Source organism: Bacillus sp. FJAT-44742 (genome assembly GCF_002797315.1).
Lineage (GTDB): Bacteria > Bacillota > Bacilli > Bacillales > Marinococcaceae > Thalassorhabdus > Thalassorhabdus alkalitolerans.
This window is the reverse complement of the sequence record NZ_KZ454937.1, coordinates 109,353-134,828: the sequence shown is the minus strand read 5'-3', so window position 1 is coordinate 134,828 and position 25,476 is coordinate 109,353. Positions and strand designations below refer to the sequence as shown.

Annotated in this window: 22 protein-coding genes; 8 read left to right on the top strand and 14 right to left on the bottom strand. The window is 36.3% G+C overall.

Features of this window, described 5'->3' with window-relative positions:
• Positions 1–187 precede the first annotated feature (187 nt).
• The 5 genes from CEF17_RS18885 to CEF17_RS18865 all read left to right on the top strand — a co-directional run bounded on the left by CEF17_RS18885 (position 188) and on the right by CEF17_RS18865 (position 4,459).
• Complete coding sequence (locus CEF17_RS18885) at positions 188–1,087, top strand: phosphate/phosphite/phosphonate ABC transporter substrate-binding protein (protein WP_100401071.1); 900 nt, start codon at positions 188–190, stop codon at positions 1,085–1,087.
• A gap of 141 nt (positions 1,088–1,228) precedes the next feature.
• Complete coding sequence (phnC, locus tag CEF17_RS18880) at positions 1,229–2,005, top strand: phosphonate ABC transporter ATP-binding protein (RefSeq protein WP_100401070.1); 777 nt, start codon at positions 1,229–1,231, stop codon at positions 2,003–2,005.
• Positions 2,002–2,808 (top strand): phosphonate ABC transporter, permease protein PhnE, encoded by an 807-nt coding sequence (gene phnE, locus CEF17_RS18875; protein ID WP_054636040.1) that lies wholly within the window; start codon positions 2,002–2,004, stop codon positions 2,806–2,808. Before phnC ends, phnE (CEF17_RS18875) begins: the two co-directional genes overlap by 4 nt.
• On the top strand, positions 2,808–3,617 hold the full coding sequence (phnE, locus tag CEF17_RS18870) for a phosphonate ABC transporter, permease protein PhnE (protein WP_054636041.1): 810 nt from the start codon (positions 2,808–2,810) through the stop codon (positions 3,615–3,617). Before phnE (CEF17_RS18875) ends, phnE (CEF17_RS18870) begins: the two co-directional genes overlap by 1 nt.
• Before the next feature lie 11 nt (positions 3,618–3,628).
• The gene (locus CEF17_RS18865; protein WP_100401069.1) at positions 3,629–4,459 is read left to right on the top strand and encodes an HAD family hydrolase; all 831 of its coding nucleotides are present in this window, start codon (positions 3,629–3,631) and stop codon (positions 4,457–4,459) included.
• A gap of 599 nt (positions 4,460–5,058) precedes the next feature.
• On the opposite strand, the gene CEF17_RS18855 is transcribed toward CEF17_RS18865, so the two are convergent.
• On the bottom strand, positions 5,059–6,030 hold the full coding sequence (locus CEF17_RS18855; RefSeq protein ID WP_100401067.1) for a helix-turn-helix domain-containing protein: 972 nt from the start codon (positions 6,028–6,030) through the stop codon (positions 5,059–5,061).
• Between the two features lie 383 nt (positions 6,031–6,413).
• Here CEF17_RS18855 and CEF17_RS18850 point away from each other — a divergent pair, with 383 nt between their 5' ends.
• On the top strand, positions 6,414–7,565 hold the full coding sequence (locus CEF17_RS18850; RefSeq protein WP_100401066.1) for a tyrosine-type recombinase/integrase: 1,152 nt from the start codon (positions 6,414–6,416) through the stop codon (positions 7,563–7,565).
• A gap of 335 nt (positions 7,566–7,900) precedes the next feature.
• Here the strand turns inward: CEF17_RS18850 and CEF17_RS18845 are convergent, their stop codons facing one another.
• The 8 genes from CEF17_RS18845 to CEF17_RS18815 form a co-directional block, all read right to left on the bottom strand.
• Complete coding sequence (locus tag CEF17_RS18845; RefSeq protein WP_100401065.1) at positions 7,901–8,779, bottom strand: hypothetical protein; 879 nt, start codon at positions 8,777–8,779, stop codon at positions 7,901–7,903.
• Position 8,780: 1 nt separating this feature from the next.
• A complete protein-coding gene (locus tag CEF17_RS18840; protein WP_100401064.1) occupies positions 8,781–12,020 on the bottom strand; it encodes a reverse transcriptase domain-containing protein in 3,240 nt (1,079 codons plus the stop codon).
• 800 nt (positions 12,021–12,820) lie between these two features.
• Positions 12,821–12,964, bottom strand: coding sequence for a hypothetical protein (locus CEF17_RS20190; protein ID WP_157843101.1), 144 nt, complete (start codon positions 12,962–12,964; stop codon positions 12,821–12,823).
• A 30-nt stretch (positions 12,965–12,994) separates the two neighbouring features.
• Positions 12,995–13,261 (bottom strand): restriction endonuclease, encoded by a 267-nt coding sequence (locus CEF17_RS18835; protein WP_232725653.1) that lies wholly within the window; start codon positions 13,259–13,261, stop codon positions 12,995–12,997.
• A 119-nt stretch (positions 13,262–13,380) separates the two neighbouring features.
• On the bottom strand, positions 13,381–13,632 hold the full coding sequence (gene sda / locus CEF17_RS18830; RefSeq protein ID WP_100401063.1) for a sporulation histidine kinase inhibitor Sda: 252 nt from the start codon (positions 13,630–13,632) through the stop codon (positions 13,381–13,383).
• A 73-nt stretch (positions 13,633–13,705) separates the two neighbouring features.
• Positions 13,706–14,347 (bottom strand): AmiS/UreI family transporter, encoded by a 642-nt coding sequence (locus tag CEF17_RS18825; protein ID WP_100401062.1) that lies wholly within the window; start codon positions 14,345–14,347, stop codon positions 13,706–13,708.
• 19 nt (positions 14,348–14,366) lie between these two features.
• Complete coding sequence (locus CEF17_RS18820) at positions 14,367–15,473, bottom strand: AAA family ATPase (protein WP_100401061.1); 1,107 nt, start codon at positions 15,471–15,473, stop codon at positions 14,367–14,369.
• A 51-nt stretch (positions 15,474–15,524) separates the two neighbouring features.
• Positions 15,525–16,571 carry an aliphatic amidase gene (locus CEF17_RS18815; protein ID WP_100401060.1) on the bottom strand — a complete coding sequence of 349 codons (1,047 nt, stop codon included), beginning with the start codon at positions 16,569–16,571 and terminating at the stop codon, positions 15,525–15,527.
• Positions 16,572–16,864: 293 nt separating this feature from the next.
• Here CEF17_RS18815 and CEF17_RS18810 point away from each other — a divergent pair, with 293 nt between their 5' ends.
• On the top strand, positions 16,865–19,222 hold the full coding sequence (locus CEF17_RS18810) for a transporter substrate-binding protein (protein ID WP_100401059.1): 2,358 nt from the start codon (positions 16,865–16,867) through the stop codon (positions 19,220–19,222).
• Positions 19,223–19,544: 322 nt separating this feature from the next.
• Here the strand turns inward: CEF17_RS18810 and CEF17_RS20740 are convergent, their stop codons facing one another.
• From CEF17_RS20740 to CEF17_RS21130, 4 genes are all read right to left on the bottom strand, one after another.
• Positions 19,545–20,018, bottom strand: a complete 474-nt coding sequence (locus CEF17_RS20740) for a phospholipase D-like domain-containing protein (RefSeq protein ID WP_232725651.1) — start codon at positions 20,016–20,018, stop codon at positions 19,545–19,547.
• Positions 20,015–20,446, bottom strand: coding sequence for a phospholipase D-like domain-containing protein (locus CEF17_RS20735; RefSeq protein WP_332835323.1), 432 nt, complete (start codon positions 20,444–20,446; stop codon positions 20,015–20,017). The genes CEF17_RS20740 and CEF17_RS20735 overlap by 4 nt, the downstream gene beginning before the upstream one ends.
• Before the next feature lie 255 nt (positions 20,447–20,701).
• Entirely contained in the window at positions 20,702–21,025 is a 324-nt protein-coding gene (locus CEF17_RS20730) for a hypothetical protein (RefSeq protein WP_100401056.1), read from the bottom strand.
• A gap of 22 nt (positions 21,026–21,047) precedes the next feature.
• Entirely contained in the window at positions 21,048–21,182 is a 135-nt protein-coding gene (locus CEF17_RS21130) for a DUF4145 domain-containing protein (protein WP_374701277.1), read from the bottom strand.
• Between the two features lie 432 nt (positions 21,183–21,614).
• On the opposite strand from CEF17_RS21130, the gene CEF17_RS18790 reads away from it, so the two are divergent.
• Positions 21,615–22,172, top strand: a complete 558-nt coding sequence (locus tag CEF17_RS18790) for a recombinase family protein (protein WP_100401055.1) — start codon at positions 21,615–21,617, stop codon at positions 22,170–22,172.
• A 245-nt stretch (positions 22,173–22,417) separates the two neighbouring features.
• Here the strand turns inward: CEF17_RS18790 and CEF17_RS18785 are convergent, their stop codons facing one another.
• Positions 22,418–25,444 (bottom strand): DEAD/DEAH box helicase, encoded by a 3,027-nt coding sequence (locus tag CEF17_RS18785; protein ID WP_100401054.1) that lies wholly within the window; start codon positions 25,442–25,444, stop codon positions 22,418–22,420.
• Between the last annotated feature and the right edge of the window lie 32 nt (positions 25,445–25,476).

Sequence of the window (25,476 nt, the reverse complement as noted above, 5' to 3'; positions counted from 1 at the left end):
TCCTTCCTGTAATTCCCTTGCTTTTTTCAAACGTTTAGTTGATTTATATCTAACTGTCAAATACAATGGGTCGTGTAATCCGAATGAAAAACTAATAATCAAAAATAATTTTCGGTTTTCCAAAAATGAGTAAGTGGTTTTTCATTATAAACGTTGTTTTACAACTTATTATGTGGAGGGGTATAAAATGAATAAGTGGATGATTGGTATAACCGTAGCTTTATCTGTGGGGTTACTTACAGCATGTGGTGGAGGAGATAGCGAAGAAGCAGGGGACGTGAATCAATTAACAATGGGATTTGTCCCATCACAGGATGCTGATGAAATTGCCACAACAGTGGAACCTCTGCAGGAGCGTCTAAGCGAAGAGCTTGGAGTTGAAATTGACGCAGAAGTGATGACAAACTATACAGCACTAGTCGAAGGAATGCGCACCCAGACCATAGATATTGGGTTCCTCCCTCCCTTTGGTTTTGTACAAGCAGAAGAGCGAGCTGAGGTGAACGTGCTGTTGAAAGCTATCCGTCACGGCGATGATTCTTACTTGGCCCAATTCGTTGTCCGTGAAGATTCTGATATTAATGATATTGATGATATTATTAATTCTGAGCCAGGAGAGCTGACTTGGTCCTTTGGTGATGTCACATCTACAGCAGGGTATCTATTCCCGGCATCTCACTTGATGGATCTGGGGATTGAAGAAGTTGATGAACACTTTATTCAACAGACAGTTGGCGGCCATGACAATGCTTTACAGTCACTTCTGGACGGACAAGCTGACTTTGCAACTACCTTTGACGATGCTCGTGATAATTTCGCAGACGAGAACCCAGATATCTATGATGAACTTACGGTTATTGAACATACAGATCCTATTCCAAATGATACGATTTCCGTGCGTTCTGAAATGAATGAAGAATTGGCACAAGAAATTAAGGACGTCTTCCTTAGCTTTAATGATGATGAAGAAATGATGGAAGTTATGGAGGAAGTATATGACTGGACGGGAGTGGCTGAAGCTTCCTCTGAAGACTATGAAATCGTCCGTGAAACTTATGAGCGATTTGCGGAGATAGTAGAAGAATAATCTATATAGTGGACAACCTGCTGTCAGACGACTGCAAGGTGAAGCCGTAAATAAATTTGTTCCTCTCTAAAGAAGATCATAAACTGAGCAGGCCTAGTTCCTGCTTTCTTATTTTATATGAATAAAAGAGGTAGTTAATAAATGATAAAATTTGATAATGTATCGTTGACGTACCCTAATGGTCATAAGGGCTTAAAAAATATTAATTTAGAAATCCCCAAGGGTGAGTTTGTTGTTGTTGTAGGACTGTCGGGGGCAGGGAAATCAACGCTTATCCGCAGTATTAATCAAATGGTAAAACCAACAGAAGGAAAACTATTTATAGAGGATACGGACGCTCTAAAAGTAAACAGTAAAGGGCTTCGCATGCTCCGACGGGATGTTGGGATGATTTTTCAAAATTACAACCTGGTTAAGCGTTCCAGTGTGCTTCGAAACGTTCTTTCTGGAAGTCTCGGCCGTACTGGCACTCTTCAAAGTATCCTTAATATGTTTTCTCAAGAAGATCTCCAGTTTGCCATGCAATGTCTTGACAGGGTAGGAATTCAGGATAAAGCGTATCAACGCGCAGATACTTTAAGCGGCGGTCAGCAGCAAAGAGTAAGTATAGCCCGTTCCTTGTGTCAAAAGCCAAAGGTTATTCTTGCAGATGAGCCTGTTGCCAGTCTTGATCCACCGACAGCTCATGCTGTGATGGAAGACTTGCGTGAAATAAACAAAGAAGACGACATCACAATGGTTATAAATCTTCATGCTATTGACCTTTCCATGGAATACGCAGACCGGATTATTGGATTGCGGGAAGGAGAAGTAGTGTTTGACGGACCGGCTTCTGAAGTAAACGAGCAGACATTTGAAGATATATACGGTCGTCCTATAAAAGAAGATGATTTATTAGGCGAGGTTGAAAAAGAATGACAAAAGATTCTCAACATCAAAAACGCATTCCTGTCATACCTGCCTCTTCAAAACGAAATATAACAATGATCTTATTTGTCGTTGTAGCTTTATATATAGCTGCTGCAATTCAGACTGATGCGTACCCTGACAGAATTATTGAAGGCCTGCCTCATGCAATTAGTTTCTTTATTGATGATATGTGGCCGCCCAATTGGGGTTACTTTGAAAGTGTATTATTTGGCCTGCTGGAATCATGGAATATTGCACTGCTAGCCACCACACTTTCTGCAATTTTCTGTTTACCTATTGCCTTTATAGCAGCAGGAAATATAAATAAAAACTTTTTCTTCTATCATGCAACACGCCTGGCATTAAATGTACTTCGTACGATTCCGGATTTAGTATGGGCTGTTTTATTTGTAGCTATTGTAGGGTTGGGTGCTTTGTCAGGTATGATTGCCCTATTTTTTTTCTCACTCGGGATCTTAGTGAAATTTGTGAGTGAAACGATTGAATCAATTGATGAAGGACCTTTGGATGCTGTAAGGGCTACAGGGGGCAATATCTTTCAAGTCATTTGGTACGGAGCCATTCCGCAAATTCTGCCTCAGTATGTTTCGTATACACTTTATTTGCTTGAAATAAATGTAAGGGCATCTATTGTCCTTGGTTTTGTAGGAGCAGGCGGTATCGGCTTACTTCTAAATCAGCAGCTTGCCGTATTTAATTTTGGTAACGTGTCTATGATTATATTTGTAACGTTCATTGGCGTCACCATTATCGACACAATTAGTACGGTGTTTAGAAAGAGGTTAGTATAATGGCGACCAAATCAACAAAACATTATGATTTAAGAAACCCGAAACGCGCTAAATATTGGATGAATTTTTCTGCAATCGCAATTGTTCTTGTCGCTTTATATATTGTAGCGTTTTTATATACGGACCTTACGTACCGGGGTTCTGGGGCGTCAGCCCCTGAAATGCTAAACAGATTATTCATTCAGCCATTTTTCGATGAATCTACAAGAGCTAATATTCCGACCAATATAGGGTTTATGATTGAAACGGTAGCCATTGCCTTTGCTGGAACGTTAATTGGAAGCATTTTGGCAATCCCAATTGGATTCCTTGCTGCCCAGAACGTATCGGGCCATTTTTCCAATATAGGTAAAGGGATTCTCAATGCTATCCGTGCCTTTCCGGAAATTATGTTTGCGATTATTTTCGTATCAGCTGTGGGAATGGGTCCGTATGCCGGTGTTCTCGCCATTACAATAAACTGTATAGGGATGCTTGGTAAGTTATATGCAGAAGTAATTGAAACCATCGACATGGAGATTGTCCAGACACTTCGCACAACTGGCGCTAATCCCCTTCAAGTCTTTTGGTACGGGGTCATTCCTCAGGTCATTCCTGAATTTTCTTCATATGGGCTTTACCGGTTTGAAATTGATGTACGGGCATCCTCTATTCTTGGGCTGGTTGGAGCAGGCGGTATCGGGGCTCCGCTCATTTTGGCAGCCCAGCAGCGGAACTGGGAAGATGTCGGGATGATCCTATATATAGTCATCATTACAGTAACTATAATTGACTTAATCAGTACAAACATCCGTAAACGTATAGTCTAGGAGGCATTCAAATGACAGTTGCATGGAGCAAAGTGAAACTGGTAATCTTTGACCTTGATGGCACATTGTACGAAGATACCCACCATTTTGAATTTTATGCTGAAGAATTAAGCAAAAAGCTCGAACCGGAAAAAAGAGAGCTCTTCTGGAATGATTACCAATCCATTCTAAAGGGAAATCATCCGGTAGCTGTGGGAAGAATTTATGATGCGAAAAGAGACAGGATCCTTACAGTCAATCCTGAAAACAACAATGTTGTAAAAGTATTTGACTGGGAAGGCACAGAGCTTGACGAACAAAGCTATTACAGTGGTTCGCTTACTTATGACTTTGATCACCTCATTGCAATTGGGGATGGATGGTGGCTTCCGGTTGCTGCAGCGAAGCATTATGGGGTAGGAAGCACTTATGATTCGTACTGCAAAACAAAAGATTATATGCAGACAGACGAATTCACCTTTGCTGATAATCCTGGCTTGCGTGAAGCATTGTTGCACCTTGGAGAAAAAAAGGACCTTGTCCTTATAACGAACAGCCAGGCTGACGATGTAGAGCGCCTTCTTCTAACCTTAAAGTTACACGGCGTGTTCCCTGAAGTCATCTCCAGTGCCAAAAAGCCTCAAAACACAAGCAAACACTTTCAGGAACTCCTTTCGCGCTATCATGTTAAGGCTGAGGAAGCTGTCTCCATTGGGGATAATTATTTAAATGAAATTGCCCCTGCAGAGCAAATGAATATGCAAGCTATTTTAATAGATCCGGCAGGAAAGGCAGAAGTTAGAGAAAACACTAAGGTAGTTTCTACTCTCTCTGAGTTGTTTGAAGAAATAAAAGCCTTGTAATATGGTGCCAGCACTCTAAGGTAGTGCTGGCTTTTTTCTATTTTTATGTACTTAAGGTAAAGGCAAAGGATTCATTTTTAAAAAGAGAAAGCATTTAACAAAGTGACTTTACTGAAAGGTGCTTTCATACAAGGCCCTTTAACAATAAAAAAAGTTGGGATTTTAGATTAGCATGGATCCCTTTCATCTTGATCCAAATCTTCTTCCCTCTGTATTGTTCCACCCATTCTTTTCTTTTAAAGGGTTCACTATTCGTATTCCCCCTGTATTGTATTCATCCAGGAAACCTATGTCATACGAACCATTACTCTCCAAAGAGACATTAAGTTTCGCCAACAATTTAATAATTCTTGGGCCTCTATGATGATTTAGACTCAAAATAGTACTAGGCTGTAATTGTTCCAAAAATCCCCTTCTCTCACTACAAAGGAATAGACTTATGTTTTATTTGACAGAATTTCGTTTACCAATCTGGTAACAATATTTAAAGTTATTTTTATCTTTAAGTAGAATACAGGTTAGAGAACTCATCACAGTAGTATTCCCACTAGAAATTCCTTAAGATGTCCACCCCCGGTTTCTTTCCCTCTATAGGGAGATTATCTAAGCTTCTCCTCATTGTAAATCCGATCTAAAATGCTTCCCACAAACTCATTCATACTCAACCCTTCTTTTGTTGCTTCTTGTTTTAACTTTTTTTTAGTGGAGGCTTTAATAAAAGCTTGTATCATTTCTATTTCACTGTTTAAATAAATAGAATCCTCACGTGTAAGAAAACTTCCTTGGGTCATATATTTGTTAATCATGCCATCTATCGTAAAATGTCTCTCTTCTTCGGGAAAGGATAAATCGAAACTTCTCACAGAAAATGTAATGCCGGAAGGATCCTGCTGAACCATTATGTTTTGTAAGCCAACTTCATTCATCACATAGTCCATAAAGCTGTAGAAAGAAGAATGAATGTTGTCACTGGCTGGGAATGAAAAGGTCACAAACCCTGGTTTCCGGACCTTTTTCCCATTAAATAGTGAATCCATTCCCTTTTTAGGTATAAGACTTTTCGCTTCTTCTTCAGAAAGCTGTTCCCCACTTATGCTTTGGATGATGGTTTCATCAAGTTGAAGTACTCTTGCCGCAAGAGTCCCATCTTGTTCATAAAGCGGCTGAAAAAGGTAGAATCCTAAAGTCTCGTCATATAGCTTCTCTTGTTTGTTACGAAGAATGCGGGAAGCATACACCTTAAAGTCTTCTTCCTTAACAAAATATCGCTCTAACCCCTTATACTTTTTCATATCTGCAGGCAGTTCTCCACTTTTGATATGCCTTGTTACCGTATAGGACGTGATTCCCAACTGATCAGCAATATCTTTTGTAGAAAGTCCGGGCTTTTCTTCTTGAGCATCTACGAGTTTGAGCGCTTCTTCCTCAGAAAAACGGTACTCTCCATCTATTTGCCAACTGTCCTTATTATAAGGAACCACTTTCCCTTCTCTTATGTATTTATATATGGTTGCTTCTGTTATGTTTAACAGTTCAGCCAAGTCCTTAGAAACATAGTAAGACTTGCTCATACCTCACCTCACCCTTTCTCAACAAAAAAATGACATGATAATTATAGAAACAATAATATGCTATCAATTTTTTGTTTGTTTCACTCTTACTAAATATTAAACGCAATAAAAATATTTAGTAATTATTTTACCATTTATATAAATTTATTATATTGAATTAATCGTAAAATTTAAATAAAACATTAAAACATGTTATTATGTTATTTTTATTATATACAAATTAAAAATTTTATTTATTACTATGTAGATGAAAAATGAAGAATTATTCGTGTATAGAGAGTATTGGCATACAAATTAACATCAAGTAAAATGGTAAATATAAAAGATATGTTTTTAAATAGAGTTATTTAGTAACTTTAAAATAATAGAGGTGATTTTCCGATATGCCTTTTTCTTATACATTAATGGATCATGCTTCCTTACATACAAACGAAAAAGATGTTCTTTTATCTCATAAAAATCAGTTGCTTGCACAGCTGAGTAATGCTTCCTACCTTCCATCGGTTTATTCCAAAATTGAAGAAAACGAAGATGCGATGCTGCCTGCTTTTTCTTCGTTATCTGATCTAGAAGTGCTGTATTTCTATGTCCATCGAGAAACGCATGACGATGAAGCCAAAAACCGGAAAAGCCAAACAAAAAAAGAATACCTCCGAGATCTTCTTCAGTTTTATACGTTCCTTCAAGTGCAGCTGCAGAATGAACAAGTCTCTTCTTCTTTATTCCCTTATATAAGGAAGAAACACGTCAGAGCTTACCAAGAGTGGTTAAAGGATGGGGAATTTCAGCATAGAAAACAAGGATATGCGGTGGCAACTCGTGCGAGGAAAATTACCGTGGTTAAAAGCTTTTTAGAGTTTTTATATGAGGAAGAAATCGTGGAGTTTCCGTTACAAGTGGCGTTTAAAAAGAGCACTGTGCGGAGAAAGGATAAACCGAAGCGGGAACTAACGTATGACGAAGTTAAGTCTTTGCTAGATTACTACAAAGACCATCCGATTAACCATGCGATCTTGTTGTTGCTGGCAACTACAGGGCTACGAATACAGGAAATCGCAAAAGCAAAATGGGGAGATTTGTATTACGACCCTTCTGTTAATGGAGGAACGTACTTTTTAAAGGTCATTGGAAAGAATGAGGTGGAGAGACATGCAGTGATTTTGCCTTCCACCTTGGGGAGTATACAGCAATTCCGAAAAAGAAGAGGCCTTTCCGTGAACGTAAATGCTGAAGATCGGAGCCCTTTGTTTACAACCAATAAAGGAAAGGCTTATGGATTTAAGTATTTAAGCCAGTATGTAACGAGAATCCTAGAAGAAACAGGGTTTTCATGGACAAAAAATAAAGGACCAGTTACGCCCCATTACTTCCGCCATTTCTTTGTGAATTACTCTGTCTTAACCTTAGGTTTACCAATTGAACAAGTTCAAAAAACAGTGGGCCATCAATCTAAGGTGACAACAGAGGGATATGTTGCAGATACCATTAATAAAAATCTGGATGTGGGTCTACATTGGACAGCGGAAATATTCTAGCTTTATTACATCATGCCTCCCATATGTAACTGCTAGACTAAGTTGAACAGTTATGCTTGAGAAAAGAGGACACAAAAAGTCATTCTTTTGCATATTTTCTATATACTCTGATGAATCCTTGAACACTCTTTTTTATTTAAGTGCGTGAGCATTGTGTGACCATAAGCTCTAAAAAACTTATTTGTTTTGTTTTTATTTTATATAATAAATATACGCTTTTTATACATTATTAGTTATCCATAGTTTCTTCCTAACGTCATCTTTTGTCCTCAAAAATTTTTCTTATTACTTGGACCCATAAAAAGGCCCCTATTAAAAGTAATTCTATTTTATTCCTATAAATTCATATCATAGTTAGGTGGTTTTTGCATAAAGGAAGAATTGTGACTATTTGAGACAGATTTTTGTTCTTCCACTAAAAGTTTAAGTGGTAATTCAATTGTGGTAGCTGTATCTACCTGATTACCCTTTATTTCAAAGACTTGTCTCTGATGGACTTTTCTGTAGGGGGTAAATGAATGTGATCCCCCATAATTACCACTGTTACAAACAACTACATTGCAAAAAAGTATCCTATGTAAGGTATCAGAAAGTGTATGAAAATAACCTAAGTCCTTATTATAGGCAACTACAAATAAAGTCTGTATTTTTGTTTGGAGTATTTTTTGTATTGGCAAGTTTAAATAGTCAAAACAAATTAGAACAGCCCAGTTTCCTACTGTACTACTTTGAAATAAATATAAACGGTTATTACTTTGAAATTGATAACCATTTTTATTTAATAGAGTTTCTTCTTCCGGTGAAGGAAACATTTTAGGTATCTTGATTATAGTTGCTTTGGACTTTGGTAAAGACGAATTTTTTTTTAGTATACTAGGAATAGCGACAAAGGCATGATTTCCAATAACACGATTTCCATTTCTATTGGGTCTCTCAGTCCATTCTAATCCGCCTATTATAATAGTGTTAGATTCCTCAGCTTCTTTGGCAACATATTTCTCAAGGTAATCATTAGGCAGAAATAACTCGGGAAATATTAAAAAATTGGCTTGGTCCTGTCTTGCAACCTTGACTCCTTTATAAAAATAAGCTAATTGTTTATGAGGGGATTTATATTTCATTCCATTCTTTTTATCAAAAAGATTTGTAAATTCTTCAGATGTTTTACTTCCATCTGTAACTTGTCCTACAGTAATCTTTAATGATTGTAGCAATTTATTCACCCTCCCCCGTGAAGACATCTAGATCGATCTTGATCATTTCTACAGGATTTTTACTTTCCGAGATAACGTTTTTTTTCGCATCTGTAAGGTAATTCCAGACCCAGTTTTCATAATTAGTTTGATTAAATTCATTTTTTGAAAATAGCTTTTTATAAGGTAACAATTCATGATCTAAAACTTTGTAAAAATTTTTGTAAACAAATCTATGCCTATTTAAATTGTTTACTAACATAGAGGCAATAGTAGTTGATGGATATTCAGATTGTGTAAATAGCCACTGAATATCTTTCCATTTATACATAAAGAAAGGCTTAATTATCCCGTAACTAAATGCATCTCCCTTTAACATACTTAAAAGTGTTAAAGAAAAGTAGTATTCCTTCTCATGCTTAAACATCTCGTTATTATATTTAGTAACTGTAGTTGTGCACCTACCAACTTCAACTTCTTCACTTTCCAAAGAGAAAAGACTCTTTCGAAATTCCCACCAATCGGTAACTTTAAATCCGTATTCCAATAATAATACTTCTTCTGTACCTCCGTTTTGCTTATTATGGGCCTTTATTAAGGCTAATAGTAACTTCATGATTTCAAACTCACTTAACGGTCTTAAAGCTTTATTATCAGTAAAAGGATAATGTTTGATATAAAAAAACCAGTCTTGCAAGGGGATTACTCGTGCATTTAGAGTGGTTTCATCATTTTTTCCATACTGAGGATATTGAGATAACTCTAAAGGAAGCTTTATACCGATTGTGCCATCAATACCCATACTCATTTGAATAAGACCAAAATTATAGAAACGTTGTAATATATAATACTTATAACAGTTAGTTTCTTTCTTAAAATTTTCAACCCATTCATAAAAATGTTTAAAACATTTAGGTTTTTGGAAGTATAAAGTTATTAATTGATTTATAAAAGAAATCATTTCTAAATGAGCTTTAGAAGATGTATGTTGAAGGTTAGATCCAATGTCATCTATCAATTTAAATGCATCCCTTGGAATATTACTTGGAGAAATCCTTGCCCAAGAAAGCCATAAATTTACTTTTTCTTCATTGTTTAGAGTGCTCTCATTTTTAAATACATGAGCCACTGATTTCCATGTCTTTAAAAAGAAACCTAAATCCTCGTCGAAGATAAGTAATTCTTTCTTAAGTGGGCAGAAGTAGATACTCTGTGTAAAAAGACTACTTAGAAGGTACAGTTTCCTTCCATCCATTTTTTCTTGGTTATTCTCTGTTTTTAAATTTCTAAATTCATATATCCCCTTTAAAGCATTTAGAGATTTATAAATATTTTGACTACCCTTGTATTTCTCTAACTTAAATTTTGGATCCACTGAAAGTTGAATAACTATATAGCACCAATAGACTGAATACCTCTCATACCATAATGCTGGGTAAGAAGGATTGTATAATAAATTGTTACCGTACCACGACTGGACTGCTTCATTTATTACACTTCTAAAACTCCCTCGTAATTCTGGTGGAATACGAACCCATTCTTTAGATATTACCATTAACACTTTAGAACGTATGAACGGACCATATTCTCTAAGATTATTTATCTCTTTGCTATTACAAAGGGACAATAAAAAATCAGATAACTCATGGAAATCTTCCTTATTTTGTTCCTTTTTTATAGTGATTTTGTCAATTAAATACAAAGTATATATTTCAAAAAGGGAAATTTTATGTGGGAATTTTGCTAAGGATTTTCGTAAGTTTCTTTCTGGCGCAAATCTTCCTACTTCTATGGCTCGAGTCATAGCTTCCTTTAATCCTTTTTTTATTCTCCAAGAAGCAAAAGTTACTTTTGTTTCATCTTTTACTTCGTTAGGATCAACATTTAAATTCAAGAGACCTACCATTTCTGTAATAAAATCACCTATTTCATCGTTATCCATAGTTTGAATTTGCACATCAGAAATTTGTGACATTTTTTCAATCATAGCTGTTGATCCTGGTAGTTTATCATTTTTGGTGAGTACTTTCGGAGTCATGTTATCCATATTTGCTCTTAATTGATTCTTTAAAACATCATTTGGTATTTGCGTTTCTATTATTTCTTCTATTTTCTCCGTTATCTTTTCTCTTTCCGCCTTATTTATCATTGGAACCATCTTTTCTGGAGCAAATTCTAGACCTATATCATTAACAAACTTTTCTAACATTTTTATTATTTCCTCAACACTCTCTTCCTCAGAAGCAATTACAGTAATATCATCGGTATAACGAATTAACTTTACTTCCCCTTTTACACCAATTTTATCCTTGTTTAAAAGAAGTTCCTCAATTCTCCTATCAACATGTTCTGTTAAAACTATATTAGCGAGAAAACCAGAGGAAATTAAATCTAGAGGGAGTCTAGTAGATAATATTTCAGTTAGATCTCTTTCACTTCCTTCATTAAAAATATATTCTTTGTATTCGTTATAAAATCCAGTGTTTTCCACAGTATCTCTATCTAAAAATATCAATTTAAAATCTGTAATATTTTCTATAAATGCTACCCAATCCAGTTTTGTTTGCTCGTCTATAATTCCTACCTTTTCTAATTCTTTAAACCGACTGTTAAAAGTACTAATAATATGACTAACTTTTAAACTAGGATAAAATTCTCTAATATCAGCTTCACCTATGTACACCTTATCTTGATATTCTAATATATTTTCAACTGATTGCTTTATTCTTTGATTTCTTTGATGTAATCCCCACTGGAAACTTTCATATAAACTAGATCCGTTAAAGTGAATAAAAGTCCTTTTATATTTTTGTTGGATGTTATCATACGTATGTATTCTCTTTAGTCTATTGTTTAAACTCCATGGAACCATCCAATCAAGAGCCTTCCTTTTTTCAACCTCGTCTACTGAATAAACTTCCTTTAAGCGCGGGTTAGTGTCAAACCATTCTCCCAGTACTAACATAACGGTGGCCCATGCTACCTGGTCCTCAAAAGAAAAAAGAACTTTTGGTCTCATTCTTGGCTTCCCATTTTTATCTTTTGCCTTTGGAAACCAGTAAAGAGTACCTTCTTTCATTGCAAATGTGTTTGATTCAAACGAGCTTTTTATTGCTTTAATATTTTTATCCAAATCTTTTTCAAATTCTTTAATATCTAAGAAATCGCAAAAGCTTGTTTCTTTTTCAACATAGTGTTTTGCTTTTTTATAACCAAAATAGAAAAAAGACAAAGGAATTTCACTTGGTTTTAGCAATTCCATGAACCTCACCACCTCCCGAAAAGATAGAATCTTTTCTTATTTATTAGGATAATTATACCTTTATTACTACTTAATTACTATTTAATTACTATTATATTTTAAGGATGACTTTACGTATGCCTTTTTTTGTAATAATTAATACTTTGATAGTCACCCTAATTTTTATTAACCCACAATTCTGGTTCTCAGCTCCTGTATCTTTTTTTAGCACATTCACTCTTTTATTATATCTGGCTGTCTAACTAGAACAATTTGGTTATCTTTTCAAGGTCTACAGTCAAATCGAACCAACCACCTGGAGAGCTGCCAGCAGGCAGCTCTTCTTTTTGTCTTACATCAGTTAACCCCCCCTATGCCAACCTATGAACCTGGAAGCAGCGGATTGTCGGTCCCATATATCAAGGGGATACAGGGGGATGTATGGATGCCGCCATCTAATCGGAATATGAACTGTCATGGTCCGATAATTTTGGATCGAGAATAATCTGAATAGCTCTTAAAAAATTGGTTTCACCTACATTATTTTCGTCATTTATTACTTGCTTGTGATATAAGTCAACATCTATATCTTTAAAGTTTCTGAAAGCATCCTTGAGATATAAGGTGTTTTAGTGGTGTGCTTAAAATCAATCCTACAAGTTCCATATTAATAGGTATTTCATCCAATACGTAATTCCATTTTATGTTCTGTTGGTTACAAACAAAATCTTACCTGATCAAAAATACAAATTATAATCCTAATGAAAACATAATTATTTAGACAGAGTTTACTCAAATTGTGTACACTATTTGAAGAAAAATTAATTTCCCCTATCCATGTGTGCGGATGTTGCTTGCTTTCTGCTTAGTTCTTGAACAAAGTCGTCAGCTTTGGTTTCTATTAGACGCTCAAACACTTTTTCAAAGGTATCACCATTTTCTTTAAAATGCCTCTCTGCTTTCATCTATTCTCTTACCTCCTATAAATTTGCCCTTTAGTCATTATCCTCTTCTAACATCCAAACCCTTTTGATTGGAATTTCCTTTTTAATCTCATCACTTAGATGTTCATAATTTTTGAAGATTTCTTCTATCACCGTTTTCGAGTCCCACAAGCGTACTTTAAAGAATTGCTTTGGTACTTCTCTCATCACAGAGTTTTTAAACCCGCTCCACGAAATCAGTAAGCCAAAATCTGCTCCGAAATTACTCATTGTACCAATCAACTGGTCTAACGTAGGTCGGTCTAACGGATCATTCAAGAGTGTATTCTATTGATGGGCCAAGTTTCCGAATGAAAAACAAAGCTGCCGAATAAGGCGGCAGCTTTGTATAATTTTAACCCGACGATTTTGTATGATTTTAACCTCTCTTTACATTCTCAGACTATAACAAGGATACAGCAGAGAAATAAAAAAATAGTTAAATTATTTCCATTATTCAGTGTTATATTGGTAACATCATTCGTTATTTCTAATCCTCTTCTTTTGATTTCTTTACGGAACAATTGCAAAAAATCTTCGTCTACTTTCTTTTCTAACGCAAGATTATAAATTTCAAGTAAAGATTCATCTGAGGTGTATCTAAAGCTCTTTTTGTCATACGTACTCCTAGGGTGAAAAGTGATGATCATTATAATTACTCCTCTCTATTTTTCACAAACCCCATTTAGGGTCTTATGGGCAAGCCCTTTTTCCAAGGAGCTGTTAATTTAACTTTTCTGAACCTAGATCACTTTGTAGCTTCTCTGTTTCATTTAAAGAAGTAGGTGGTTTTTTCACTAGATAAAATAGAACAAAAAAGGATAGAGCACCAACTCCTAGGATAATAGCTGTTAAAGTAGTGATTTCCCATATTCCAATCATTGTTACAAAAGCAGGAATAGTGCAGGTAATCCATGACTGAACAATAGCTATCCACCCGGTATATTCTCCAATAGGTTTACGCTTGGCTAAGAGTAAGTAAAATAATGTCCACAAGTATGCCCACATCAGCCATATAAAGCCAAACATGACATCACCAAGGTAGAAAAAATTAGCTATCGAATAACCCACAGCAAGAATGGCTACCCATAAAGAATAGTAACCAACACCACTGCCGTCTGCCCCAGTCAAATTTGTTATCCCTACATACAGGTAAGTAAATCCAAATAGAAAAATGCCTGACGCTGAAAAAATCATTGTGGCATCTCCCTGAGCAGTAGCAATTATATAAAAAGGAAACACGACTTGTAAGGCTCCGACAAACAGATTAAAAATGCCAGCACTTTTGCCATCTATTTTTCCTAACAGCATTAACCCATTAACAAAAAGTACGGCCCCGACGTAAAGCAAGCCAACATTAGACACTACCTCTCCACCTTTCACTCTATTTTTTAAAAGTAATTTTATTAGACTCTACGAATGCTTTGTAGGTCACTATTTGTCCTGTGTATTCTTCCTCTCTCAGCACCTTCCCAAGAGGGATTTCTACATACTGCCTTACTAGCCTTTTAATTGCTCTTGCTCCGTATTGCTTATCAAACCCTTTTTTGATTAGGAATTCTTTCGTTTGGTCATCAAGCTCAACCCGGCAATGATGTTTTTCTAACCTTTTATTTAATTCATCGGTTATTTTATCAATCATTGGCTCTAACGCCTCTCCTCCAAGCCAGTTGAAAATAATGATATCATCTATCCTATTAATAAACTCTGGAGGGAACTGCTTTTCTAGTTGTTTGTGTATGATTTTTTGCAACACATAGTTTTCGTCTTTCCCCCAATAGGTAGGATTCATTCGATATAGTAAACGCTTCCATTTCGCTTTAAAATGATCTTCCGCAAATTCAAAAATCTGCCTTGAACCAATATTACTTGTCATAAAAATCATAGAGTTTCGGAAATCTAGCGTCTTCTCACCATTTGCTAATACCATCTGTCCATTATCGAACACGTTTAGTAAAGATTGTGTAACGCTTTGATCGGCTTTTTCTATTTCATCAAATAATACGATACCAGGCTTGCTGAAAGATCCTTCAATTTTCTCCTCATTAAAAACCGTATGACCTTCCTTGCTGCCTACATATCCTGGAGGTGCTCCTGTCATCGCTGCTGCGTAATGCTCTTGAGCCAATGTATTCATATCGATTCTGCTGAATCCTTCTTTCTCTCCGATAATAGATTCTGCGATTACCCTCACTGTCTCCGTTTTACCAACCCCTGTCGGTCCAAGGAACATGGCAACATACAAAGGCCTGTCCTTTTCTGTGATGTCAGCATGAACGACATACATCATATCTGATACTTTTTCTATCATGGAATGCTGGCCATAAATAGAACGAGTAAGCTGGTGCATGACATTTTCCGGGGAAAACGTGAAACGCGTTTTCATTTTCGATATTTTTGATGCCTTATATGGATACTTTTCATCTAGCCTTTCTTCATGGTTTAGATTGACAGATTGATAACTTTTCAGCTTGTCATTGATAAATGGCATGATGTCCTCCTTGTAAAAGAAGAGTCAGCCGTTTAGCTGACTCTAAGATTACTACCTCCCGGCTTCCTTCACTTTATTCTCGTGGGGAATGCCTTCAATAGGGCATTCTGCGGTTCCTACTGACTTTCTTGTGATTTTCTCCACGTTTTCCCTTGCTTGCTCAGCATCCATTACCCAGGTTCTATAAAAGTCGAAGGGACACTCTGCAACGCCCTTGTCACCATCTCCTGATTTAATTGTTCCTGTATATCCTCTATGCAACAATTTAAATAAATGATTTTGAGATTGCCAGTTACTTCTTGCGTCTCTAATCTGAGAAACTGACATTTCAGCATACTGAATCCCATTCTCTTCTGTTCCACATGCTCCCAGGGTGCCACCGTCAAATCCGATCAGACTTGAATGGCCGAAATAGGAATAAACACCATCGAATCCAGTTGCATTTGCTACCGCTACATAAGAAGTATTCATCCACGCCATCGTTTTGGAAACCATAATTTGCTGTTCCTTGGATGGGTACATATAGCCCTGGCATCTTATAATGAGTTCTGCACCTTTCATCGCACAGTCTCTCCATATTTCTGGATAGTTACCATCATCACAAATGATTAAGCTGATTTTCATTCCTTTAGGGCCTTCTGCCACATGAGTGGTATCCCCGGGATACCATGGTTCAATAGGATTCCACGGAAGAATTTTACGGTACTTTTGTACAATTTCCCCTTTGTTATTCATAAGGATTAGCGTGTTATAAGGAGTTTTATTAGGATGGTCCTCGTGTTGTTCTCCTGTAATGGAGAACACACCCCATACATTTGCCTTCCGACATGCTTCTGCAAAAATTTCGGTTTCTTCTCCTGGAATCGTTGTAGCAGTTTCATACATTTCCTTTTCATCGTACATAATGCCTTGAGTACTGTACTCTGGAAAGATAACAAGATCCATTCCAGGAAGACCTGTTTTCATCCCCTGAATCATGTCGGCTATGTTTTTACTATTTTCAATCACTTGTTCTTTTGTGTGTAAACGAGGCATCTTATAGTTAACAACTGCTACCCCCACTGTGTCATGACTGCTACTAATATCACCATGTCTCATTTCTTTTTTACCCCTTTCATTTTTGTTTTTTAGTATGTCATCTTTACACGCCAGCTTTTGCCTGCCCTCCTTTTTATCTTTGTTCTATATAAATGCAAATTCCATGCCATTTTTTAATGCCGGTCCTATCAGGGTGTTGGGGTCAAGGGAGAAAAAGATTGTATCAATTTGATACAATCTTATAAAATTGAATTTTCTAAATTGGTTAACAATTGTATAATAAATAGAAATCATTAAGTTGTTGCATATTGACACACACTGTTTTATTACGAGACAAAAAAGGGGGAAGGGAAATGAAGAAGATAGGGGGACTTTTCTCACTGACAGGGACAACTTCTGTAACTGAAAAAGGCCAATATCAAGCTGCACTCTTTGCGTTAGAAGAGCATAATAGAAAAGCTATCACCACCAATCAGTTAGTCGATTTTGTCATTCGGGATATTGCCTCGGATCCGGATAAAGCTATCATTCAGGCCAAAGAATTGATACAGGAAGGTGTAAAGATCTTTATTGGCACCTATACATCCGCATGTCGAAAGGCATTGCTTGCCCTTCTAGAAGAAAATGATTGTTTACTGATTTATCCTGCTCTGTACGAGGGACAGGAAACCCACCCTTCCGTGTTTTATACTGGCGAAGTTCCAAATCAGCAAGTGTATCCCCTACTCAGATACATACAAAAATATTTCGGATCTAACATTTATTTAATAGGAAACGATTATATTTATCCCCATAAAACCAATGAAATTGTAAAAAGATATTGGAACTTGTTTAATGGAAATATTAGCGGAGAAAAATACGTTCCTTTTGGCCATTCCTACTTTGAAGATGTAATGGAAGAGATTCAAAGTAAAAAGGTTAATGCAATTTTTTCCACCCTTGTTGGAGAAAGTATTGTTCCTTTCTATCGAACTTTTAAAAGGATGGGAATGGATCCAAAGTTGGTGCCTATTTTCAGTCCTACAACTAAAGAAACGGAAATACAAGCTATAGGCAGCCAGTATGCAGAAGGTCATTTCGGTTCCGGAAGTTATTTCCAATCTTTACATTCTTCTGAGAACCATTCCTTCGTTACTAATTTCAAAAAGCAGTATGGAAGTAACCAGGTTATCTCTTCGGTTATGTTTAATACGTACCTGGGAACCAAAATGGTTGCTGAAAAGCTTCAGTTATGTGAAACGTTTCATCGCACATCATTCCTAAACCTTTTGTGTGAAGAGCCTTCTTCCTCTCCTGCTGGCCTTCTAAAAGTGGAGAAAGAAAATCACCACATTTCTCGTCCCATCCGTATTGGACAAGTTAACCAAGAAGGACAGTTCAACATCGTTTGGGATTCAACAAAGCTTATCTCTGCCGCTCCTCATGAGAAAAAGTTAAATGACTTCAAAGAAGAGCTCATTACAATTCCTTGGGAGAACATATTTACTGAACTTACACACGACCAGCATAAAGGTCTTCTCCTGTTGAACGAAAAAGAAGAAGTACTATATTCTAATCAGACTGCAAAAGATAAAGTGAACATTCACGCAGGGCAAATGATTTCACTAGCATATATTAAAAATCAATTTACCCATTTATCTCCTGAAATAATGACTACACGTCTTAGCAATCATTTTTCTCTCGTGAAACTGGCTACTCTGAAAAATTCTACTATGATCGATCATACTCTCCCATCATTTACTACTTTTGATAAAATAAAAACAGCAAATCAGCAGTTTAAAGATCAACTTAGTGTAGCCGAAGCAACCTCAAATTCTCATGCCAATGTATTAATTCTCGGTGAAACAGGTACTGGAAAAGAAGTATTGGCTCACTCTATTCACAGAAAAAGCTCAAGGAAAAACGGCCCCTTTATTGCGATTAATGCTGGAGCTATTCCTAAGGAGTTAATTGCCAGTGAACTATTTGGCTTTGTAGATGGAGCTTTTACAGGTGCCAAAAAAGGAGGGAAAATGGGGAAGTTTGAACTGGCCAATGAGGGGACGCTGTTCTTGGATGAAATTGGAGAAATGCCTCTTGACTTACAAGTTTCTTTATTAAGAGTGTTAGAATCAAGAAGTGTTACTCGAATAGGGGATCACCTGGAAAGGAAGATAGACGTAAGGATTGTAGCTGCCACCAACAGTAATCTACAGGAAGAAATTGCCTACCAAGGTTCCTTTAGATCAGACCTTTATTATCGATTGAATGTTATGAACATAGAGATCCCCCCGCTTCGGAAAAGGGTAGAGGACATTCCTTTATTGGCTAATGAGTTCCTCGTCGAATTTTATAACCAGTATCCAGGAGGGCCATCGAAGTTATCAGAAGAAGCAATCGACCTTCTATGTGCTTACACATGGCCTGGAAACATTCGTGAGCTAAAAAATGTAATGGAACGATCCTTTCTTTTAGCTAGAAATAAAAACTGTTCCTGTATTTTTACCGAGTTTCTCCCAATCGAATTAAGGAGGAAAACCTTACCTCCAAAGCCGAGTGAGAGCTTATTACTAGAAGAGGTGGAAAGAAAAACAATCGAAAAAGCCCTAGGTGTCACTCCAAATATAAGTAAGGCAGCGGAATTGTTAGGGATATCTAGAAGTACCCTATATCGTAAAATGAAATCTTTTTCAATTGGTCAAAATACAAAAGAACACACTACTTCTTATTAGTATTGCTAGTCCATAAAAAAGCAGCCTGGTTTATAAGGCTGCTTTTGCTAAAGAATTAATGTCCTTTTGGATATTAAGAGGAGAACGTGAGAATTAAATAGACAAAATATTAGGTAAAATCATCAAGTGTTTCCATCATCTGAACAATCACCTTGATCAAGGACATCAATACCACCTATTTTACCCATTTAATAATAAATACAGATTTTATTATTTAAAACAATTTTATATCGGCATTATCTTCATTCCCATCTTTAAAATAAAAACCAGATCCCCCTATGGAATATATTATTATGGTTATCTACAAAATAAAAGTTAATAGCTACAACAGCGGAAAAAGAAGGCGGGCCCCTTGCTGTATTAACCGCTGTGAAGGCGAGCGTTGCAATAAATCATCCATTCGCAATGGGACAGAATCACAAAGGTCTTGCTCAAACTGTTCTGTAAGATCCCTTGCTACATCTTTACTGTATATGAATTCACATACTTCGTAATTCAAACGAAAACTTCTCATATCATAGTTTGCGGCCCCTATTTCAGTTACTTCCTCATCGATGACCATCGACTTAGCGTGTAGCATTCCTTTGTTATATAAATAAATTTGAACCCCTGCTTCCAGTAGCTCTCCATAAAAAGTAAAGCTTGCGTATTCTACGGGTTTTTGATTCACTTTACGAGGAACCAGCAATCTAACACGTACACCACGGGCTACTGCTGTTTTTAATCCCATTAAAATATCTTGGTCTGGTACAAAATAGGGTGTCGTAATATCAATGGTTTTTGTCGCTTGAATCAAGGCAGTAAAGTATGCTTCCCTAATGACCGGTGTAGGAATCTCAGGATTGCCTTCGAATGTCTGAACAAACGCGTGGTGTGTTTTCTCAAATTCGCATCTTTCCTATCTATAGTTCCTAACTCAGTGCTCAATTCTGTCATTGAAGATAGGTTCGTACTAGTTGAAGGGATAATACGAGAACGATCTTTTTCTGTTTTTGTTTTCATCCTAGATCTTTCCCTCATTCGTTCCGGCGAAGCGATATTCCAATGGGCTTCGAAGATTCTTTGCAAATCTGCTGAGGCTTCACCCGTAATTCTGACATGAGTGTCACGCCAATATCCTACGCCTGGCTTTAATCCGGTATATTCAAACCCAATATTAATGCCACCAGTAAAAGCTTCTTTTTTATCGATCACAACAATCTTACAATGATCCCGGTTATTCAACGTTGAGAATATCCTAGGGAAGCGTAATGGGAAAATAGTGCGACATTCAATTCCTGCATCCATCATCCGAATAATCTGAGTTTTGGATAACTTCTTGCTCCCCCACCCATCTCTTACAAAGCGGATATATACACCATCCAATGCCCCTTCAATCAGTAGGTCCGTAATGCGTTTTCCAATTTGGTCGTCTCTATATATGTAATATTCTAGGTCAATCGTTTTTTTTTTGAGTTTTGTATAGATTCCATTAGTTTTTCATAAGTTTTCAACCCATTTATAAGCACTTGTACTTGACCATCCCTCATTCCATCCACGGTCAAATGTTTGTGCAATGCCCCGGGCCGAACTACCAAAGGAATCCGGCAGTGTGTCCGATTCATTGTGTGGAGAAGTCAGCCTTTTACGACGATTAATCCGTGGTGGAGTCGATGTAATAAGATAGAAGACAAAACCAATAACAGGAAAGATGAAATTGATTGTTAACCAATTTAAAGCTACTGCCGGCCGACGTACCTCGCGAATTGCAATAATGAGCATAGATACTGAATTAAATAAAAAAAGACCTAAAATCCATTCCATAAAACCCCTCCTCTAATATTTTTTAAGGTGTGCAAACTACACCTCGTTTATACTTATAGAGGAGTAACTTTTGATGAAGTTGACCAGTTGTCGCTCCTTTGTCTTTGCATACCATTTCAAGCGTTCTTCTCAGGGTAATAACACAACTTGGCTTCATCTATGTTCTTTAATCCTCAGAGCTGACTCATAAGCTCCTCTAACACTTTTAGGTAAAGTATGTAAGCTTAATCTCTCTGAATGACAATAAAGAGAGGTGATCACATTCTGACATATGACTTTCGGTGTCCTTACATAACGCATAACTTCTGTAAGCACTACTTCTATCATCTCCCTCCTTTTTAGAACAAATTCTATAAGTAGTCTAACCTTCATCCTTCACCTACTAGGAGACAAATTAACGCGTTGTTCGCATTATCAAAAACATTCGTTTTTGATAACGATTTATCAACCTTAAAAAACTCACGCTATATTTTTGGATTTTGACAAATTTACAGTTTCAAAAGACATCTCAAAATCTAAGTTTCAATATATATTTTATTTGTCCTTTTTGATAACATAAAAGTAAGGAAATCAAAAAGGAGTTACAAAAATGTTATTTGGCTATGCTCGGGTGAGTACCAAAGATCAAAATCTACATATGCAGTTTGATGCGTTAAAGAAATATGGGGTAGAAGAAAAAAACATCTATGCAGAAAAAGTCACTGGTACCAAAAAAGATAGACCAGCCTTTAATGAAATGCTGAAGTATCTTCGAGAAGGAGATACCGTTGTCGTTTACAAACTTGATCGTATCGGTAGGAGTACAAAGCATTTAGTAGACTTAATAAATGACTTCCAAGAGAAAGGCATTAACTTTGTCTCCATTAATGAAAATATTGATACGACCACAGCCATGGGGAAGCTCGTTTTCACGATTTTCAGTGGGCTTGCTCAATTTGAACGAGATATTATTTCGGAACGTACGAAATCTGGACTGGATGCAGCAAGAGCTCGCGGCAGAAAAGGTGGAAGGCCAAAAAAAGACCAATCCAAGTTGGATATGGCCTTTCGGATGTATGATAGTAAAGAATATAGTATTCAAGAAATATTAGACGCTACGGGGATAGGGAGAGCTACCCTCTATCGTTATTTGTCTCAAAGAAAATGATTCTAGTGAATAGAGCTTAATGAGACACCTTCTTAATCACAAAGGTAAACATCGAAACGTTTACCTTTGTGATATGAGTTTGTATTTACAAAAATCAGCGCTAAAGAAAAGTCGACTTTTCTTATTGAATAACACCCCCTATAAATGAGAATTGAAATAGAGGTATTCCTTAGAACTCTTAACTTAAAATCATTTTCACCAAACGTGTAATTTCTTTCTAGTTCAGTGATTGAGAACCATTTTATCTATTCACTAAAATAACATGTCAGATGTAAGCCATAAGTTTCTTTTAGGTATGAATCAGTTGCCAGAATAATTTGTTTCATTGAATCTGTGATTTTCATTATCGAGACTCCCGGTTGAACAATTGATATTTCAAATTCTGTTTCAAACCCGGATTTCACCATCTTTTTCAACATATACAGAGTTCGTAAGTCTCCTTTCTCAAATCGAGTTTCATCATATTTTCTTTGCCTAATATTTTCTCGTTCAATCATTCGTTGAACAATTTGTAAGACATTATCATTCCACATAATTGACTTTTCAGCTTGACCACATACTTCATATAAGTCACTCACACGAGCTCCGGGAAGTTTTTCGGCTGAATATTTGCAATGGTACAGGTGAAATATAACTTTTTTATTTTCCGTATTAATCTTGACCGTAACGACATCTGCGATTTCTCCCGCTCCATCATCATCGAAAATAATATCTGATCTCTGATCCACAATTTTGTGTATCGTAGCATATTGAATCGAATCAGTCTTTCTTCCTCTTCCTTGAGATTCAGACTTTATATCGACATTAAATTTGTTCCAATTAATAGCATTCAGAGAGTTTTGTGACAATGCGATGTCACTCTTGGGTTTTATTACTGTTTTTAAATTTTCTTGTACTACAGTAATAGTTCCATCGTTTTGTATGAACGAAATTTCCGGTGAGTATTCGTACAGATATTCAGTCATTTTAACAGTTCCATTACCGGATTTCACTTTTAGCTCTTCACCTTCAATTTGCTTGAAATTATATGAAGTCTCATCAATAATCTGTTCAAAGATATATTTTCGTTCATTTATCCAAATTTCAAAACGAAGATTCCCATTAAATAAACCAGGATTCTTTAAATCTGTTTGATAAAATGGAAATGACTTTTGTTCTTTAGAAATATACAACTGTTTAGTGGTAGAATTGGAAACTTCAATTGTTTCAGGCATCGAGATTTTATAAGGGACGCCTTCTGGAAATTCCTTAATAACTTCAAGAGCAAGAGAATTATTTAATATACTATTCGTATCAATAGTATCATCCAATACCTTCTGCCCTATTTTCTGACACCAATCTGTCCAGAATTTTACCTGCTCTACCCAACGCATCCAAACTTTCCCTTTATATGAACACCCTATGCTTATTCGTTCCCCACCTCGATAACCATACCCGAATAAATTAGACTTAGTCGATCCCGATGCCACAGCCTCACTGATCCCAGATTTAATATCAGCACCAGCAAACATTCTAAAACTAATTCTTCCGCTTGGTTTTTGCTTTAATCCCAACGTTCCTAACATTAATCGATTAATTCCATCTAAGCTTCGGTAAATTGAATCTCCCTTAATTGCTAATGCTTCCGAAAACATACTTTGCACAAGCTGATTTCCTTTTCCAGTATCAGTTTCGTTAATATGAACGATTCCATTATCATTATCAAAGAACAGCACAAAGAAATCGTAATTATATTGAACAATATCCTTTTGATCTGACCAACCAACCTTTGTTTCGATTTCCTCAATGAAAATATAAACATAGTCTTCTTCATTTATTAATGACGTAGTTCTATCTGGATTCAAAACTTGTTTCCATCCATTAACAAGAATACTTTTTGAGGGGTGTTTAAACATTCTGGTGCTTACTTTCATCTTTAATTGGGATAAATCTATCTCCTTCACATGACCTTTTTCAAACTTATCAATGAATTCACCAAGCTCAAGTTCCTTATTAATAGCTTGATTTGAATGGACATTAAGAAGTTGATTCCAGTCAGCGTCTTGATGGTATAACTCTTCAATCGCTTCTTTCAAATCGTCCATTGCCACATTCGTGATGAGCTTTGCATTGCCCAACTTATTGCCACTTGTTCGAGCAAATCGTCCAATGAATTGAAGTGTAATCGGAAGCGATTTATACTTATCGTGAATTGCTGCAATCTTCAACGTTGGAATATCTATTCCTTCGCCAAACATGTCTACACATACCACAATTTTCGATTTACCATCTTTAACTTGCTGTAAGTATTTATTTCTTTTAGCAGGAGGAATGCCACCGTGAATCACAACAGGGTTATAAACTTCATATTGAGAGTAGATTTTTTCATATAACTCATCCGCTCGTTTTCGGGTACTTGCTCTCGCTAAAAGTACGTGTTCATATTTCAAAACGTCTTTTTCTAATTGCTTAATAGCAGTTTTCGCGATTTCTTTGTCAGACTTTTGCTCGTCAAATTCCTGAATGGGATAAAAATCGATTGGTTTAAAATATCCAGCTTTTTGAGCCAATGCCAAACCATAGTTGAAAATTATTTTACCATCGATCTTTTTACCGTCATTTCTAAAAGGAGTGGCAGTAAATTGTAAAATTTTTTTACCCGAAAACCTTTCTCTAACTGTTCCCCAATCAGGGGCTGCAAGATGATGTGCTTCATCAAATATAACTACCTCTACTTTTTCAACAAGTGTATCAAAAACAGAAGAAGGCATCTTTTTAATCATACCCGGAGTTGAAACAACTATATTAGCCTCTTTAAGAGTATCAATCAGGATTGTTTCTTCCTCATCTGATACTTTTGACTTATAAAGGAAAGTCGTTGGATAGATAACTTCATCTGAAATCATTTCTAATTTTGAAAGTATCCCAAATTGCCTTGCTCCTTCAAAAATTTGTTCCCTCAAAAGATTAGAAGGTACAATGATAAGTGTTGAAGGTACCCTTTCAGAAATAATCGTAGCATACATTGTTTCTGACTTCCCTGTTCCAGTGGGTAAGACAATTGTTGCTGGAGATTTTGATGTCGCCCAATGGGCACGAATTGCAGATAATGCTCCAAATTGAGGTAATCGTAAACCTTCCTCCCCTTCATTTCGAGAAACTCTCTCATGATACGATACTTTCCAACTATTAATAATTTCTGTTTGATTAAAAAATCTTCCTGCAGCATCCGCGCATCGACTTAACTTATTACCACGGCCAATTGTTGAAATTATGTTTTTATATTTTCCCAAACGATCACTTCTTTCTGTAATAAAATTACAGT